At 64.4% G+C, this 16712-nt stretch carries 12 protein-coding genes and 1 riboswitch; of the genes, 11 read left to right on the top strand and 1 reads right to left on the bottom strand.

The window, feature by feature from the left end; all coding sequences use genetic code 11:
• Positions 1-70 precede the first annotated feature (70 nt).
• The 7 genes from ACRQDJ_RS03105 (at position 71) to ACRQDJ_RS03075 (ending at position 8733) form a co-directional block, all read left to right on the top strand.
• Complete coding sequence (locus ACRQDJ_RS03105; RefSeq protein ID WP_087070816.1) at positions 71-2308, top strand: primosomal protein N' family DNA-binding protein; 2238 nt, start codon at positions 71-73, stop codon at positions 2306-2308.
• A 48-nt stretch (positions 2309-2356) separates the two neighbouring features.
• Positions 2357-3340 (top strand): methionyl-tRNA formyltransferase, encoded by a 984-nt coding sequence (gene fmt / locus ACRQDJ_RS03100; protein ID WP_087070815.1) that lies wholly within the window; start codon positions 2357-2359, stop codon positions 3338-3340.
• Positions 3333-4775 carry an RsmB/NOP family class I SAM-dependent RNA methyltransferase gene (locus ACRQDJ_RS03095; RefSeq protein WP_087070814.1) on the top strand — a complete coding sequence of 481 codons (1443 nt, stop codon included), beginning with the start codon at positions 3333-3335 and terminating at the stop codon, positions 4773-4775. The genes fmt and ACRQDJ_RS03095 overlap by 8 nt, the downstream gene beginning before the upstream one ends.
• A gap of 10 nt (positions 4776-4785) precedes the next feature.
• Positions 4786-5460: a ribulose-phosphate 3-epimerase gene (gene rpe, locus ACRQDJ_RS03090; RefSeq protein ID WP_087070813.1), complete on the top strand. Its 675-nt coding sequence runs from the start codon at positions 4786-4788 to the stop codon at positions 5458-5460.
• A 100-nt stretch (positions 5461-5560) separates the two neighbouring features.
• Positions 5561-5679, top strand: a riboswitch (FMN riboswitch).
• A 103-nt stretch (positions 5680-5782) separates the two neighbouring features.
• The gene (locus ACRQDJ_RS03085) at positions 5783-6586 is read left to right on the top strand and encodes an ABC transporter permease (protein ID WP_087070812.1); all 804 of its coding nucleotides are present in this window, start codon (positions 5783-5785) and stop codon (positions 6584-6586) included.
• 122 nt (positions 6587-6708) lie between these two features.
• Entirely contained in the window at positions 6709-7743 is a 1035-nt protein-coding gene (locus ACRQDJ_RS03080) for an ABC transporter substrate-binding protein (protein ID WP_435717777.1), read from the top strand.
• Positions 7744-7956: 213 nt separating this feature from the next.
• On the top strand, positions 7957-8733 hold the full coding sequence (locus ACRQDJ_RS03075) for a hypothetical protein (protein ID WP_284903298.1): 777 nt from the start codon (positions 7957-7959) through the stop codon (positions 8731-8733).
• 292 nt (positions 8734-9025) lie between these two features.
• Here ACRQDJ_RS03075 and ACRQDJ_RS03070 read toward each other — a convergent pair whose 3' ends face one another.
• Positions 9026-10135, bottom strand: coding sequence for a DUF3866 family protein (locus ACRQDJ_RS03070; protein WP_435717776.1), 1110 nt, complete (start codon positions 10133-10135; stop codon positions 9026-9028).
• Between the two features lie 36 nt (positions 10136-10171).
• Between ACRQDJ_RS03070 and ACRQDJ_RS03065 the strand changes: the two genes are divergently transcribed.
• From ACRQDJ_RS03065 to lnt, 4 genes are read left to right on the top strand one after another with little or no spacing between them, the layout of a single operon-like run.
• On the top strand, positions 10172-11224 hold the full coding sequence (locus tag ACRQDJ_RS03065; protein ID WP_284896413.1) for a helix-turn-helix transcriptional regulator: 1053 nt from the start codon (positions 10172-10174) through the stop codon (positions 11222-11224).
• Complete coding sequence (locus ACRQDJ_RS03060) at positions 11221-12495, top strand: WYL domain-containing protein (protein WP_284896414.1); 1275 nt, start codon at positions 11221-11223, stop codon at positions 12493-12495. Before ACRQDJ_RS03065 ends, ACRQDJ_RS03060 begins: the two co-directional genes overlap by 4 nt.
• Positions 12492-15089 carry a DEAD/DEAH box helicase gene (locus ACRQDJ_RS03055; protein ID WP_435706577.1) on the top strand — a complete coding sequence of 866 codons (2598 nt, stop codon included), beginning with the start codon at positions 12492-12494 and terminating at the stop codon, positions 15087-15089. Before ACRQDJ_RS03060 ends, ACRQDJ_RS03055 begins: the two co-directional genes overlap by 4 nt.
• Positions 15086-16711, top strand: coding sequence for an apolipoprotein N-acyltransferase (gene lnt / locus ACRQDJ_RS03050; protein ID WP_435717775.1), 1626 nt, complete (start codon positions 15086-15088; stop codon positions 16709-16711). Before ACRQDJ_RS03055 ends, lnt begins: the two co-directional genes overlap by 4 nt.
• Position 16712: the final 1 nt, after the last annotated feature.

The raw sequence follows: 16712 nt of genomic DNA, 5'->3' as shown, positions 1-16712 counted from the left end.
TCTGAGGTCTCTAGGCCCTGAAGTTTCGCGGCGGATTTTTCTGTCGTAGGGCCGGGATATCCTAGGTTGCATGGAGAGCACACTCTTTGATTTCGATGCCCTCCCCCTCATGGGGGAGCAGGGCGCCCTGCTTGAGGCGCGCCCTGCACGCACCCGCGTGCGCTCCAAGGTGCCCAATCCCGTGGCGCATGTTCATGTGCTTCATTCCCAACCCCATATGGACCGGGTATTTGACTACCTTATTCCCGAAAAATTCGCGGATAGTGCCCGGGTGGGAACCCGGGTGGTGGTAGATCTCGGTGCGCAACGGGTGGGCGGATTCATCGTTGCCCGGGATGCCACCACGGAAGGCAGCGGGCGGCTGCGCCCCCTGTACCGAGTAGTCTCGGAACACCCCGTTCTCACCGCATCGGTGTACTCGGTTGCCCGCACTCTTGCCGATAAATACGCCGGAACGGTTGCTGATATTTTGCGGGCCGCTATCCCGGAACGGCACGCGCGCGCCGCGAAAGAATTCTTGGCCGATGCCCAGGAGGCTATTCCTTTGGCCAGCCCGCGCCCGGCTCCTGAACCGGGGCCCTGGGAAGCCTATCGGGGTGGGCCGGAATTCCTTGCGGCGCTCGGGGCCGGGAAAGCCGTGCGGGCCTGCATGGCTGCGCTACCCGGGCCCGCCGGGGGAGTAGAGCTCCTGGTTCGGGCCGTGCAAGCAGTGCGGCGCGCCGGGCGTAGCGTCCTCCTGGTTGTTCCCACCACCCGCGCGGCACGAACGCTGCTAGCTACCCTCGCTACCCGGGTGGGGGAAAAGCCCACCCTCATGGTCTCCGAAGAATCGCATGAAAAACGCTACCGTGCTTTTTTGAGCGTGCTTTCGGGGCAATCACGTATCGTAGTGGGCACCCGCGGGGCCGCCTGGGCACCGCTCACTGACCTGGGGCTTGCCATCATCATGGATGATGCCGCCTCCACCCTGCGGGATATCCGCGCGCCCTATCTGGCCGCGCGTGACGTGGTACTGGAACGGGCACGGCGGGAAAACGCTGCGTTCCTCGCTTTCTCACCCTATGTGAGTGAAGAATGCGCGCAATTGCTATCCGAACACCGCATCACCTTGCTGGATGGTACCGCGGCAGCGCGCCGCGCCGCGCTTCCGAATATTTCCGGCCCGCACCAGTGGCCCGGGGGAGAAGCGGATCATTTACGCCTTCCCCAACCAGCGTTCCCTATTCTGCGGCGGGCCCTGGAAGATGGCCCGGTTCTTATTGTGGTGCCGCGCAGCGGGTACATCCCGGCACTGTGCTGCGCCTATTGTGGGGAGCGTGCCCTATGCGCGATCTGCGGAGGGAACTTGGCCCAGGGCAGGCCGCATGATCCTCTGCAATGCCAACGGTGCGGGGTGCGGGTCCACCCGTGGCGCTGCCAGCACTGCCACAACGGGAAACTGCGAGCTATCCGGATTGGTTCAGCGCGCACCGCAGAAGAAATCGGGCGGGCTTTCCCCGGGGTGGGCATTATTCTCTCCGGAGCCCACTCCCCGGAGGGCATTATTGGGAAGGTCTCCCAGCGCCCGCGGATCGTGGTAGCAACCCCGGGTGCGGAACCGGAAGCCGAAGGTGGATTCGCCGCTGCATTGGTGCTGGATGCACGCTACCTTCTCGGGGAAGGCCTGGGTGCTGAAACGCGTTTTATTCGGGTGCTCGCGCGGGTCGCGGCCCGGGTGCGCTGCGCGGGAGAAGGCGGCCATATGTTGGTAGCCGGGGGAGCGCCACCTGAACTCCTCAACCGGATCGCCCGATGGGAATTGGGCGAATATGCCGCTGAGCTGCTCGAACAACGGGCCGAACTGGATTTGCCTCCCACCGCAACCTGGGTGGGAATCACCGGGGCCAGTGGGGATGTGCGTACCTACCTTGCCATGCTGCGCGCCGCGCTCAATCGCGGGGAAGTCGCGGCGGCTGTGAGAAGCGCGGCCGGGGCGCGCGGTACGCAGGGAACGCAAAGTGCCCAGGATGCGTATGGTGAGCATCTCTTCACCCAGTTTTCCCCCGGTACCGGTACCAAAGAATGGCAGCCGGAGAGCGGGAAAGAAACAGAAGCTGATCTGCTTACCGGAGGAGCCTTCGAGCTAGCCTCCGGAATCGTCCTGCTTGGCCCGGTGCCGGGGGCGCGCCCGGCAGAAATCACTGTGTATGCCCGGGCAGAACTCTCCCGCGGAATCACCCTGACCCGGCAGGCACGAAAAACCTACGGCGCCTACTCCGCCCAACGCTTGGGCGGCTCACTGCGTTTACAGGTCAATCCGCCCCTGTAACGAGCCCGGATGAGATAGGCACAGAAAAGAACTAGGTAGGATTGACACGTGAGAATATTATTCGCAGGAACACCGGAGACCGCAGTCCCGGCCTTGCAACTACTGCATGATGAAGGCTTCGATATCGCTGGGGTGCTCACTCGCGCCCCGGCACCCCAGGGTCGCAAACGGGTGCTCACACCTTCGCCGGTACACCGCGCGGCAACAGAACTAGGTATTCCCGTGCTCACTCCCCGCACCTTGAAAGACGGCGCGATTCAGGAACAGATCGCTGAACTTGCTCCCGAAGCCGTCGCGGTGGTTGCCTACGGGCTCATTATTCCGCCCGCGCTACTCAACGTGCCGCGCCACGGCTGGCTCAACCTGCACTTCTCCCTCCTGCCGCGCTGGCGCGGGGCAGCGCCAGTCAATTACGCGATTGCCGCGGGGGATACCACCACCGGAACCAGCGTCTTCCAGATAGAACAAGGCCTGGATACCGGCCCCGTTTTCGCGAGTGAAGCCACTCAGATCGGGGCTGAGGAAACCGCTGGAGAGCTGCTCGCCCGCCTGGCACAATCCGGGGCGCGCCAGTTGAGCGATACCCTCCACGCCATTGCCGCCGGCAGCGCCCACGCGCAGCCTCAAAGCGGGGAGGTGACCCTCGCCCCGCAATTCGATTCTTCCTGGGCGCGGGTGAACTGGGAGTGGCCCGCCCAGCGCATCGCGGATCGCGTCCGCGCCGCCAATCCGGCCCCCGGTGCCTGGACCACTCTCAACGGGCAGCGCTTCAAAATCGAATCGGTGCGCGTCATTGCGCCCGAAACGTCTGAAACACCCGAAACACCCGAAGCCCCCGCCACACGCGTGACCCTGGCACCGGGCGAAATCGGTCCGGGCGGCGTGGTCGGCTGCGGGGAAGGAACAATCCAGTTACTGCGGGTTGCCCCGCCTGGCAAAGCACATATGGAGGCCTCTGCCTGGCTCAACGGCGCCCGGCTGGCCGAGCACACCCGTTTCGATGCCGAGGTGAAGGAGGGCCAGCATGAATGAGCGCCCCGCCGGCTGGGTACCACGCCGCCAGTCATCGAACCACGCCCGCCTCGTTGCCTATGACGCACTGCGGGCAGTCCATACCGAAGATGCCTACGCTAATCTCATCCTCCCGGGCATGGTCAGCCGGGCGCGCCTCAATCGGAGCGACGCCGCCTTCGCCACCAACCTCGCCTACGGGACCTTGCGGCTTCAAGGCCGCTGGGATGCCATGATCGCCCGCTGCTCCCAAGGCCGTACCCTCGCAGAAATTGACCCGGGTGCCCTCGATCTGCTCCGCCTGGGCTGCTACCAGCTCATCGAACTGAAAACACCACCCCACGCGGCCATTAACGAAACAGTTGCGCTAGCCCGCAATGAACTCGGGCAGGGAATCGCCGGTTTCGTCAATGCCGTGCTGCGCCGAGTCTCCGAGCGCCGGGATGCCTGGCGCGGAATTATCGAAAACAGCACCGCATCCCGGGAAGAATTCCTGGCGGTCTGGCATTCCCACCCACGCTGGATTGTGCGCCAGCTGGAAGCCTCTCTCGCGGCCGCTGGGCGCTCAACCGAAGTAGAAGCCGTTCTCGAAGCTAATAACACGCCAGCGAAAGTGGCGCTGGCCTGCCGCAATATCTCACCCGAGCACCTCAAAGCCCGGATTGAACGTGCCAAAATGACGTGGGAAGATCCCTACCTGGTGCCCAGCGCAGTGCTGCTAGCCTCCGGTGACCCGCATCGGCTCTGGCCCGTGCGCGACGGGGTCGCCGGCGTCCAAGATGAGGGCTCACAGTTGATCTCCGCTGTTGTTACCGAGTCCTCCATTTCCGGGAAGGATGAATCCTGGCTGGATATGTGCGCCGGCCCGGGCGGGAAAACCGCAACTATCGCCGCTACGGCGGCCCGGCGCGGGGCCCGGGTATTCGCGAATGAACCCCAGGCTCACCGCCTCGATCTCGTGGAAGAAAACGTTGCACCCTGGGCGGCTACCGTGGCGTTGCGGGAAGGCGATGGGCGGGATATTGGCGCTCAGGAACCGGATAGCTATGACAGGATCCTCGTGGATGCCCCATGTTCTGGCTTGGGAGCGCTGCGTCGTCGCCCTGAAGCGCGGTGGCGCAAAAAAGAAAGCGACCTGGGCGCACTCACGCAACTCCAAGGCGAACTCCTCGACTCCGCCTACCGGGCCCTGCGCCCCGGCGGACTGCTGCTCTACACCACCTGCTCTCCGGTACTCGCGGAAACCCGCGACGTCATCTCCGCCTTCCTGGAACGCACCGAAGGAGCGGAACTCGGAGACGTGACCGTCACCGCGAACCGGCGGGCCCTGCGCCCGGTCGCCTCCCGCGGAATGACCGTGCAACTCTGGCCTGATATCCATCACACGGACGCCATGTACATGGCACGCATCCTCAAACCCGCAACCGCCCCCGCGCCCGCAGCGCGGCGCTCTTGAAAGGACCATCATGGACGTGAAGATTTCCCCCTCAATCCTCAACTGCGATTTCGGGCATCTCGCTGATGAACTGGAGAAAATCTCCAACGCCGATTTCGTGCACGTGGATATTATGGACAATCATTTTGTCCCCAACCTCGCGCTCGGCCTGCCCATTTTTGAGGCGGCGGCGCAGGCAACCAGTGTTCCACTGGACGCGCACCTCATGATTGAGAACCCGGATCGGTGGGCCCCCGCCTACGCTGAGGCAGGAGCCGCCTCCGTCACCTTCCATGCCGAAGCCTGCCAAGCCCCGCTGCGCCTCGCCCGCGAACTGCGCGCGCAGGGCGCCCGCGCCGGACTCGCCCTCAAACCAGCCAGCCCAATCGAGCCGTATCTCGATATCCTCAACGAATTCGACATGATCCTCATCATGACCGTGGAACCGGGATTCGGCGGGCAGAGCTTCATCGAAACGATGATGCCGAAAGTCACCCGCACCCGGCGCGCAATTGAAGCAGCCGGCTTGGACGTGTGGATCCAGGTAGACGGCGGCATTTCCCGCTCCACCATCGAACAGGCTGCGGCTGCCGGAGCCAATAACTTCGTGGCGGGATCGGCGGTATTCCGCGCGGAGGACGCCTACACCGAAGTGGAGAAGCTCCGCGAACTCGCCGCGGGCGCGTGCCAGCACGCCTCAATCTAGGGACGCGCGCCTGCACGCAGAAAACTAAGCACACGCACGTTGCAGCACGCCGCAAATTAACCACGGGTGCGCGCCAGCACCCGAAGGGCTAATATAGAACACGATGCACCGGGGTCAGTGAAAGTCTGAACCGGCGGTAACAGTCCGCGAACCACGCACGTGGCCGATGGGGTGGAATTCCCCAACCGACGGTAACAGTCCGGATGGGAGGCGCATCGAAGGGCTCCAAGCCCTGCTTCGGCTACTCTATTTCGGTGTGCCGCGGCGTCAGCGTCTCCCGGTTTCATCATTCCCGGCCATCGGGAAGGTCAGGAACCAGGACGTGAACACTGTGCGCCGCAACTCTCACCCACGCCCGCGCTCGCCTCGCACCGCGTGGGTACCCGCCACCCTTTCTCTCCTCGCGGTTTTTCTCCTCTGGGTGGTGGTCACGCGTGCCCACCTGGTGCCCGAACATCTCCTTCCCACACCCGGCGCGGTCGGGCAGCGCCTGGCCACCGCACTCCTCGGAATCGGCGACCACCCGCCCTACCTTCTCAGCGCACTGGCCAACACCCTCACCGCGGCCCTCACCGGTTGTGCCTGGGCGGCCCTCCTCGGAATTCCCCTCGGCATCGCCCTCGCCCGCTGGCACCTCCTCAACAGCGCACTCCAACCCTTCCTCGCCGCCTCACAAGCCGTCCCCGCAGTGGCCCTTGCGCCGCTCCTCGTGGTGTGGATTGGCTACGGGATGCCCTCCATCGTCGTGCTCTGCACCATCATGGTGATTTTCCCGATTATCGTCTCGACCTCGGTGGGCGTGCACGCTATCGACCGCGACGTCATCGCCGCAGCTCGGCTCGACGGCGCCGCTGGGCTCACCCTCCTGTTCCCCATCATCGTGCCCCTGGCCGCGCCTTCCATCCTGGCCGGCCTGCGCACCGGATTCACCCTTTCCATCACCGGCGCCGTCGTCGGCGAAATGATCATCGGGGGAGCGGGCCTGGGCACCGAACTTTCGCGCGCCCAACCCACCGGAGATATCACCGGGATGTTCGCTGTCATCGTCGTCATGGCCGCCGCCGCCATCAGCATCTACCTGCTTATCTTTACCATCGAAAAACACGTGACCGCGGCGGTGCGGTAACGATGCCGTGCGGTAACGATCCGGTGCGATAACGCTCGCCGCCAAAACCCAACCCAAAGCCCCAGCTCACGCCCCAACAAGACCCCAGCGCATAGAAGCGCACCACACAAGAAAGGACACCCATGAAACGACTCATTGCCACACTCGCGGCAGCTACCCTCGGCTTGGCCGGATGTGCGGGAGGTGGCGCGGATAAAAACGGTGAAAGCACCTCGCCCGCCGCCGTGCAGCCAACTACCGCGAGCGCCTCCGCTTCCCTCACCGTTGGCCTCACCTATGTTCCCGATATCCAATTCGCGCCCTTCTACGTGGCCGAAGACCAGGGTTATTTCCGCGAGGCCGGGCTTGATATCACGCTGCGTCACCACGGCGCCCAAGAATCCCTCCTCGGCGCGCTTTCCAGCGGCAGCGAGGATGTGGTCTTCGCGGGCGGCGATGAAATGATGGAAGGCCGCTCCAACGGCATCAACGTGGTCAATTGGGCCACGATGTACCAGGATTACCCCGTCACGCTCATCGTGCCGGCTGATTCCCCGATCAAGAGCGCCGCTGACCTGGCCGGCCGCCGCGTCGGGCTGCCCGGCCCGTATGGGGAAAACTACTATGCGCTCCAGGCGCTCATGGCCGCCCACAACTGGAGTGAATCGGATATTAGCGTGAACTACATCGGTTACACCCAGGCCGCGGCCCTGGCCAGCGGGGAAGTGGACGCGATTATCGGCTTCCGTAACTCCGATGTTCCCAGCGTGGAACGCCAGGGGGTGCCGGTGCGCACTATCGAGATGCTCCCGGGCGGGCTGCCGCTCGTGGGCGTGGGGCTCGGTTCGCTGCGCTCCACCGCGGATGCCCATCGCGATGATTTCACCCGCATGCTCGCAGCTCTTGACCGCGCGGTGAACTTCGCGCGCAGCAACCCGAAGGAAACCGTGGAGATCACAGCAAAGCATGTGCCGGCTCTGCGCGAAGCGGATAACGCGGCCGCGGCTGAGAAAGTCCTCGCGAATACCATTGAGCTTTACGCCGGGCGCACTCCGCTCGGGGTGCAGGACGCGCAGCGTTGGGAGGCGATGGCCGCGTTCATGTCCGAGAAGCTCTTGCGCGAACCGGTCGCTGCGGCCGATGCTTTCGTTGATCTGACCGTTGGTAGCGCGCATTAAGAACGACGACGCAGCTGCGCGCCACCGGCCCATCAGGCGCGCAGCTCACCTCGGGCATGCAGCTCACCTCGGCCGTGCCCGCGCCACCAGCTCCCCGGCCGCGTAGCTGGCCGAGTCCGCTGGAACGAGGTTGGTGTTAGCCGCCTATACCCTACCGCGCACCGCTATTCTGGTAACCAAAGCACGGTGCATAAATATAGAGGAAAATCAAAGATGTCCCGGAAGAAGATCGCGGCGATTATTGCCGGCGTTATGGCTGTAGTGCTGCTGGGGGCTGGCCTATGGGCGGTTGTGGCCCATAACAACCGCGCTAAAGCGCTCGATGAAGCTACGGCCGCCTACACCAAGGCTGGTACAGCCCTGGAAAAAGTGGTGTCCGGTGTGGATACCGCTGGCTGCACCGATAACGGCGGGGACGCTGAAACCTGTTCCGCCCTGGAAAAGGCGGTCGCGGATGCTAAGGCCGGGCTGGCCGAAAAGCCGGGCAAAGACGCGGCCAAGGTAAAAGAAGCTACTACCAAGCGCGAGAAGCTCGCGGGTGAGCTGGCCGAGCTTTCGAAGAAGATGACTACCGAACAGGCCAACGCCGTAGCCACCTACCTGGATAAGGAGTGCCCGGCCAGCCTCGACCCCGAATGCGACAGCCTGCGAGGGGCCGGCTTGAAGCTGCCCGAAGCCAAGTCCAAGACCGAGGCTGTCAAGGCGCGCGTGGCCGCTGCGGCTCCTGCACCTGAAGCACCGGCTGCGGATGCCCCGGCCAGCGACAGCCGCGCTGAGGTAAGTGGGGATGCTGGTTATAGCGGCGGCGATGAGAGCTATTCCGAGCCGGCTTATGAAGCACCCGCGCCCGAGCCTGTCTATGAGGCACCAGCTGCGCCGGAACCTGCGGTGAATAGTGGCGGTGGGCGATGGGTGGAGTCTTGGGAGCCTAACGGCACTGACGATTGTTGGCAGCTTGATACGAAGGGTAACGCCTGGCGTTGCCCTTAGCCCTCATGTACGAAAAACACCCGCCTTGACCCAGCCAAGGCGGGTGTTTTTCGTACCCCACACAAAACCCGAACAGTTGCGCACACTAGATATGCGAAGCACCCAGTTGGGTGTTTGTCACGCACGATCTAGGAGGTTTGCGGATGTTCCGCACGTATCCTTCGCCCAAGAAGCGCATACCCGGCAACCGCTAAGGTCGCCTCACATCAGTCCTCAGGAATTGCTAGGGCAATCACGACGCAGCTGCGCGCCACCGGCCCACCGGCCGCGCGGGTCACCTCGGGCATGTAGCTCACCTCGCCCGCGCCACTAGCTCCCCAGCCGCGTAGCCGGCCGCGCTGGCCGCTAAGAAATTGAGGGGATCTTCGGTGAGCGAACGCCCCATCGTAGACAGCCGTACCGGGAAGTTCGCGAGGGCGCTCGCCACCGCATCCACCTCCACGTCCACGCGCTCTAGGTGCGGGGCCTGGAAAAGCTCGTCCAGTTGCTCGGTCAGCCGCACTCCCACCTCAGCGGGAACCGCGCGGGAGAGCGCATCCTCACCCAGCACCGGCACCGGGCAGCTTACCCGGCAGCGCGCCACCCGCCTCAAGGCGGTCACGCTGTGATGGGAAAGCCCCAGGTGGCGCTCCCGCTGATCCGCGCTCGACATGCGCAAGGCCGCAATCGGGATTCCTCCCAGGGTATCCGCGGCATTGAGATGCTCACCGACGCGCGTGCCAGAAAATCCCCATCGGGTATCCGTGCCTAAATTCCCCGGCCCTTGTGCCACCACGGCTACATCGGCCTGCCACACCAGGCGCGCCGCCAGCAAGGCAGTGTAGATCGTGACAGCTTCGAGCTTCCCCCCGAAGGCCTGCCCGCACGAAATTGTGCCCAGGATAAGGCCGAGATCTTCCAATTGCGCAGCGGTGCGGGAGAACCACGCTGGCAGAGCTCCGCCGTCGTCCATCACATACGCAATACGCGCCTCCGGCACGCGCGCACGCACCCCGGCAACAATGGCGGGAAGCGCCGAATGCAAATCCGCAGCCACCACCGGCATCCCGGCAATGGAATCGGCCTCGCGCAGCAGCTCGTGGTACGGGGAATTCTGTTCATCCACACCCAGGGTGAGGTACTGGAGCGGCGTGTAGCGGGCCTTGACGATATGGCCGGGCGTGGGGGAGTCGGCGGGGAGCCGCTCGGGAATCGCGCACACGAAGAAATACCCGCCGGTGCCCAGCCCGCGCGCGGCGGCACTCGCCTGGAGCAGCACGGTATCACCGGCGGCCGGTTCGCCCACAAGATCGGGATAGGCAAGCGCCCGAGCGCGACTGCCGTCCTCAAGCTCGACCTCGGCTTCGCGCGCCCCGCGCCATGTTTTCCCCAGGGAAAGAATTTTCCCTCTGCGCCACATCATCACGGCTTTAACTCTACCGTCGGCTAGGCTGGGTACGTGAAGCAGAAAGAGACACGCCGGCACCGCGAACGCCAGCTCGCGCTCCTCCACACGATTCGCCGCGGCAGTTTCCTCACCGCGGCCGAACTCATGGAGCGCATCCCGGCCTACGCCGAGGCGGGAATCGATCTGCGCACCTTCCAACGCGATATTGACGCGCTGCGCGAAGCCGGATATCCCATTATTTTTGACGACCAGTGGCGTTATTCATACGATTCCGCGGCGCCGGTGCTCGCGCGGGTCACCGGCATCGGGGCCGGGGTGCTCCACGCCCTGCGCTCCAGTATCGACGCGGGCGATCCCCAAGGCGAATCGGCGCGCCTGGGGGTGGCGAAACTTCTTGCGGGCGCACCTCCGGAAAACGGCGACGCCGCAGTCCCCACCCACCTGCGCGTCCGGATTCCGGGCGGCGCGGCAGCACGGGTGGTTGCGCGTGCCTTGCAGTACCGCCGCCGGGTCAGCTTTGATTATCGCAGGGGTGCTGACCGGGTCAAACATTATGAGGTAGAGCCGTGGAACTTCGCTGAGCACTACGGCATGTTCTATGTTTCCGGGCTGGCACGCTCGCGGGAGAGCGGCGGTAAGGATTTCGGCTCCTGGGCTGAGCGCACTTTCCGTCTTAGCCGCGTGATTTCCGGAACCCTCAGCGTGGGTGAGCGGTGTGAGTTCCCGCGCGGGGAGGTGAGCGGGGAGCATTTTGATGTGGATATTATTCTGCATATTCGCGACGGCGCCGCGGCCGGCCTTGCCGCCCGCGGGGAGAAATTCAGCTGCGCGGATGCTCCGGCTGTAGCAGGTGCGCCGGCTGCAGCGGATGTGCCAGCTCTAGCAGATACGCCAGATCCCGCGCACGCACCGGCCCCCGCGGGTTGGACGGCCTACCGATTCTCCACCGTGGGCCTTAATCGTATTTTCGAATACCTGGCTTTTTACGGGGTGGATGTACGCCTGGCCGCACCTAGTGAACTGCGCGAAGAATGGGAGCGCCGGGTGAACAATCTCATTAACCTGGGTGAAGCCACCGCGCTGGAGGCGGGAGGAGCGCGATGAGTGCCGATATCGTCACCACCCTCGGGATGCTGATCTACCTGCATGAACGCCCCCAGGGCGCCACTTTGGCCGAGCTCACCACCCATTTCCAGTTCCCCTCCTGGAAACGCACTCTGGACTATCTTTGGGATGCCAATCTGGCCGAAACCGCTGATTTTGATGTCCCCTTCGAATTGGAGCTGCCCGAACGCGGTGCTTGCGCGGGGAGCACGGCGCCGGCGGATACCGCGGGCCGTTCGGGTAGTACGGAGCTGCCGGAAAACATGGCGGAGGCGAATACTGTGGCCGGCCCGGAGAGCCGCGTCTACCTGCGCTCCATGACCGACGACCCGGTTATTCCCTTCACCCTGGACGATGCTATGGTGGTGGCCGCGCTGCTTGACGCCGCCCGGGATGTGACCGCCCCCGGGCCGGCCGCCGCGACCCTCACTGCCACCCGCGCCGCACTGGGGGAGGCGGTACGCGAAGCCGGATACGAAGGCGCGCTCTGGCCGCCCACCCGCCCGGCCGCCGATGCGGCCACCATGGAGGCCGTACACGCCGCCCTCGAAGGTGGCTGCTACCTCGATTTCAGCTACGAACGCGCGCTCAGCGATCCGCTTCCGCACGCGCGGGCCGGGCGCGAACACGTTATTCCCCTCGTCATCCTGGCCGGTGATGCCCCGCTGCTGCGCGCCCTCACCGAGCAGGGCCTGCGTCATTTCCGCCTGGATCGCATCACCGCGGCCCGCCCCGGCGCGAAGCTCAGCAGGTCGGAACGCGCGGCGGCTCGCCGGGCGCTCGCCGAGGTGGAGAAAAACGAGAAAGCACAGCGTTCCCGCGGGGAAAATACCTGGGAGCCGAGCGGCACGGATGTGCGCATCACCGTCACCGGAGCCTCACGCTGGGTGGCGGAAACCCTGCCCGGCGCACGCCTGCGCGAAGCGAATGATGAACTCAGCACCGCGAATGCGCGTGGCGAGGGCAACGCGCTCAGCACCACGAATGCGCGCGGGGAGTCGAATGAAGATCACGGCAACGCGAATGCGCACGGCATCGCGAACGCGCGTGACGGCGAGGAGCTGCTCACCATTGAGGTCCGCGCCCGCTCCCTTCCCTGGCTCGTCTCACTCCTCGTGCAAATTGACGACGTGATCGCCCTAGAACCACCGGAAGTTGCGCGCGCGGTGGCGGATTATTGCGCGCGTTTACGCGCGCAGGAGGGCGACGCCGCCGCTACGCCGGCCATCCGTGAACATACACCGGAAAGCACACCGGAGGGGGAGCAATGACGGATCTGCTACTCGAGGACTATCGGGAAAGCTACGCTAGCCGCGGGATCCACCTCGATGATTTCCAGCTGGAGGCCTGCGCGGCTCTGGGACGCGGCCATGATGTGCTGGTATGCGCACCTACCGGTTCGGGGAAAACAGTGGTGGCCCACTACGCCGTGTATCTGGCTTTAGCGTCGTCGAAAAAATGTATCTATACCGCACCGATAAAAGCGCTCTCCAACCAAAAATACGCTGAATTGGCGCGCGAGATCGGCGAGGAGCAGGTGGGGCTGCTCACCGGGGACCAGAGTATTAATCGCGAGGCGCAGATTCTGGTGGTGACCACCGAAGTGCTGCGCAATATGCTGCTGCACGAATCCCCGGATATCCTTGACGTGGGCTACGCGGTTCTGGACGAAGTGCATTTTTTGGCCGATCCTGATCGCGGGCCGGTATGGGAAGAAACGATTTTATCGCTGCCCGATCACGTGCGTTTGGCGGCGCTCTCCGCCACGGTGGCCAATACTGAGGAACTCGCGGCGTGGATGCGCTCCGTGCGCGGGCCAACGGACGTCGTGGTATCCACGAAACGGCCCGTTCCCCTCGCGCAATACGTTAATGTAGGCCGCAAACTCTTCCCGCTCTACCACGCGAATACTCTGGAGCCCGATCCGGCCCTCGTCAATGCGCTGGATCGGCGCAGTGCGGAACGCAAGAAACGGGTATCGGATCGTGAACGCCGTGCCATTATCGACAAGCTCGGCGAGCGGGGCATGCTCCCGGCTATCGAATTTATTTTTTCCCGCAAAGGCTGCGATAAAGCGGTTGAAGCTTTGCTGCGCCATAACGAGGTCCTCACCACCCGCGCCCAACGCGCGGAGATTAAACAAGAAATCGCGGCCCTGCGCGAAACGCTCACGGAATCAGATCGGCGCGCCGTGCATTTTGAGCGGGCTGCCGCGGCGCTGGAGCGCGGCTACGGGGCCCACCACGCCGGGGTTTTCCCCGCGATTAAAGAGCTAACTGAGCGGCTCATGGAACGCGGGCTCCTGAGCATCGTTTACGCCACCGGCACCCTGGCCCTCGGTATCGATATGCCGGTGCGTACGGTGGTTCTGGAGGAGCTTCAGCGTTGGGACGGGCACGGTTTCGTGGATCTGAGCGCCACCGAATACACCCAGCTCATCGGGCGGGCCGGGCGGCGCGGGCGCGATACCGTGGGCTACGGGGTGGTCCTCGCTGATGCGGAAACCGATCCGGAACATCTGGCTGATCTGGCTTCGGGGCGGGTGGAGCCACTCATATCCGCTTTCCAGCCCTCCTATAACACCGTGACGAATCTGCTGGCTCGCATGAGCTACGCGGCGGCGCGTGATCTGATGGGTCGCTCCTTCGCGCAATTCCAACGCAATGCGGAGCTGGGTGGCCTGGCGGCGCGGCGCGCCCGGATTCAACGCCGGGTGGAGACCGAAGAAACCCGCTTGAGTTGCTCGCGCGGTGATCTGCTTGACTACCTGCGCTTGCGCGGCAATGCCGGGCGGGCCGCGAAAGCCGAACGTAAAGCCGCGAAACGGCGCTATCGGGAGCGCATCGCAAAGAGCTTCGCGGCCGTGCGCCAGGGCTACGTGTACGCCTACGCGATTAGCACCGATCTCGTTTACGCCCTGGTGCTTTCTGCCGCTCCGGACCGCGTGCGCGTGATCGATTGGTTCGGGGACCTGGCCTGGCTATATGAAGATTCCCTCGCCTCGGAAATGCGGGAAATTGGCCCGGTCACGGTGCCTTTCGGCATGTCCACCAAAAAGCCGGCGGTGCGCGAACAGATCGCCGAAGATATCCTCGACCTGGTGGGTGGGCGCGCCGATCTGGGCATCGACCGGGACCTGCTGGCATCCTGGGCGCGTTTCGCCACCCCGCGCGATCCTAAAGTCGCCGCGCATCCGGTGGCATCCTGCCCGCATCTGTACGCCCACCTCGACGAGGCCCAAACGTGGATCTCGCTGCACCACCGCATTGAAGAACTCGATCAGCGCATCGCCGCCTTCACCGATTCGGCCGGGCGGGAATTTGATGCCACGGCTGCCGTCTTACGCGAAGTGGGGGTGCTCCAGGGCGATAATGACGCGATCCGCATGGGCCCGGGCGCCGCGCAATTACGCGAATTGCACACCGACGCCGACCTGCTCATGTACCAGTGCTTGGCGCAACTCCCCGAAGGCAGCCTGGACGCGCCGGCCCTAGCTGGATGGGTCTCCATGTTTTTGGCCGATGACCGCCTGGGAAGTGCGCTGCCGCGCGAGGCCCGGCTTGTTGATACCGCCCGCGTAGCGCGCGCGGAAGTCCAGTACCTGCAATCCCTGGAGCTTCAATACGGGATTACGCGCACCCCGGATCTGAGCCCGGGCTGCGCGGACGTGTTCGCGGCCTGGGCCGGGGGAGTGGGCTTGGAAGCCTGCCTAGAATCAGCCCACATGACCGCAGGGGATTTCATCTCCGCCGCACGCCGTATTATCGATATCCTCGGGCAGGTCACGGTAGCAACCGAAGGAACCTGGCTGAGCGATATCGCGCGCCAGGCTCGTGACCTCATGCGGCGATCGGAGCTCATGTGAGCGGTGCTCTTTTACGGCTGTGCGGCGCGGTACTGGCCGGGCTCGGGCTTTTCACATCCTTCCCGCCCCTGAGCTACGGGATCCTCGCACCAGTGAGCATCGCCTTGCTTCTCCTCGTTGCGGCACACTGCCGCCCCAGTGCCGGCTTCGGATACGGACTCCTTTCCGGATTCATATTTTTCTCCCTGCATTTTTCCTGGGCCGGGGAAGCCTCCGGGGATCTTATCCCCCAACTCGCCCTCGCTTTTTCGCAAGCACTGTTTACCGGGCTGGTAGTGGCCACCTGGAGCGCTATGTGCCGGGCGCGCTGGACCCGCTGCCCGCTTATCTACCTCTCCGCGGTAGCCCTGGTGTGGGCGGGCGCGGAACTGGCCCGCTCCCTGTGGCCCTTCGGCGGGATCGCCTGGGGAACCCTCGCCTTTTCCCAGGTAGATAGCCCGCTGGTGCGGCTAGCGCCCTGGGGTTCCACCATGCTGGTCTCCGCCGCGGTGGTCATCTGCGGGGCCGCCCTCAGCCTGGCCCTGATGCGAGTGCGCAGCGGGCGGCTCTTCGCGGGGGCGAGTCTAGCCCTCAGCGCAGCACTACTCTTCGCCCTACCCTGGGCGCTTCCGCTTCCCGCCACCGCGCCCACCGGTTCGCTGCGCATCGGCTACGCGCAGGGGATCGTCCCGCGGGCGGGCAGCCTTCCCGAGGGCCGCGATCAAGCTCTCACCGTGACCGAGAATCTCAGCGCCGCCACCCGCGCAATTACCCCGGGGGATGTGGACCTGGTGGTATGGCCGGAATCCGCCTCCGACCACGATATTCGCGAACACCCGCGCGCCCGCGCCCTGGTCAGCGAAACCTCCACCTACCTGGGTGTCCCGCTGCTCTTGGGTACCCAATCCTATGAGCGCGATGCCACCGGGCAAGCAGTCAGCCGTACCAATGACCTTGTTGTCTACCTGCCCACGGAGACCGGGGGAGAGGTAAGCGCTGTTTACAGCAAGCAGCATCCGGTTCCCTTCGGGGAATATATGCCCTACCGGGATTTCTTCCGCAAATTCAGCTCCGCCGTTGATCTGGTCTCCGTTGATATGCGGGCCGGCACCACACCGGCGGTTCTTGATATTCCGGTGGGGGAGCGCGCGCCAGTGGAGGAGCCAGCCCCGGCAGAGAGCCCCGCCGGTGGCGAAACCGGCACCACGGGCGCGCAGGGTACTACCGTGCGCCTGGCCACACCCATTTGTTTCGAAGTGGCGCTGGGAGATGTAGGATCTGAGGCAATCCGCCAGGGCGCCCAACTTTATGTGGTGGCCACCAATAATGCGTCATTCGGGGATAGTGCCGAATCGGCCCAACAATTCGATATGGTTCGTTTCCGGGCGGTCGAATACCAGCGTATTGCGCTCCAGGTTTCCACCGTGGGAATTTCCGGCGTCGTCGAAACAAATGGTGCGGTACGCGAACGCACCGAACCGTGGACGCAAGCAGCGCATACCACCACGGTCGCCCTGCACGAAGGTCTCACGCCGGCGGCGCGTTTCTACCCGTACTACCGGGACGGACTTCTGGCTGCGGCGGCCGCGGCTGGCGGTATAGCATGGGTGTGGTACGCAAGGCTGCGCTGGAAGAAAGGTTAGT

Origin of the sequence: Actinotignum urematis, from assembly GCF_051264595.1 — a bacterium.
Lineage (GTDB): Bacteria > Actinomycetota > Actinomycetes > Actinomycetales > Actinomycetaceae > Actinotignum > Actinotignum timonense_A.
The sequence above is the reverse complement of the archived record's forward strand: the minus strand, read 5'-3'. Positions and strand labels throughout refer to the sequence as shown.

What these genes read in the sequence shown, in the direction of transcription:
- ACRQDJ_RS03105 (WP_087070816.1), top strand. Translation starts at nt 71, where the DNA reads ATGGAGAGCACACTCTTTGATTTCGATGCCCTCCCCCTCATGGGGGAG.
- ACRQDJ_RS03095 (WP_087070814.1), top strand. Translation starts at nt 3,333, where the DNA reads ATGAATGAGCGCCCCGCCGGCTGGGTACCACGCCGCCAGTCATCGAAC.
- rpe (WP_087070813.1), top strand. Translation starts at nt 4,786, where the DNA reads ATGGACGTGAAGATTTCCCCCTCAATCCTCAACTGCGATTTCGGGCAT.
- ACRQDJ_RS03080 (WP_435717777.1), top strand. Translation starts at nt 6,709, where the DNA reads ATGAAACGACTCATTGCCACACTCGCGGCAGCTACCCTCGGCTTGGCC.
- ACRQDJ_RS03075 (WP_284903298.1), top strand. Translation starts at nt 7,957, where the DNA reads ATGTCCCGGAAGAAGATCGCGGCGATTATTGCCGGCGTTATGGCTGTA.
- ACRQDJ_RS03070 (WP_435717776.1), bottom strand. Translation starts at nt 10,135, where the DNA reads ATGATGTGGCGCAGAGGGAAAATTCTTTCCCTGGGGAAAACATGGCGC.
- ACRQDJ_RS03060 (WP_284896414.1), top strand. Translation starts at nt 11,221, where the DNA reads ATGAGTGCCGATATCGTCACCACCCTCGGGATGCTGATCTACCTGCAT.
- ACRQDJ_RS03055 (WP_435706577.1), top strand. Translation starts at nt 12,492, where the DNA reads ATGACGGATCTGCTACTCGAGGACTATCGGGAAAGCTACGCTAGCCGC.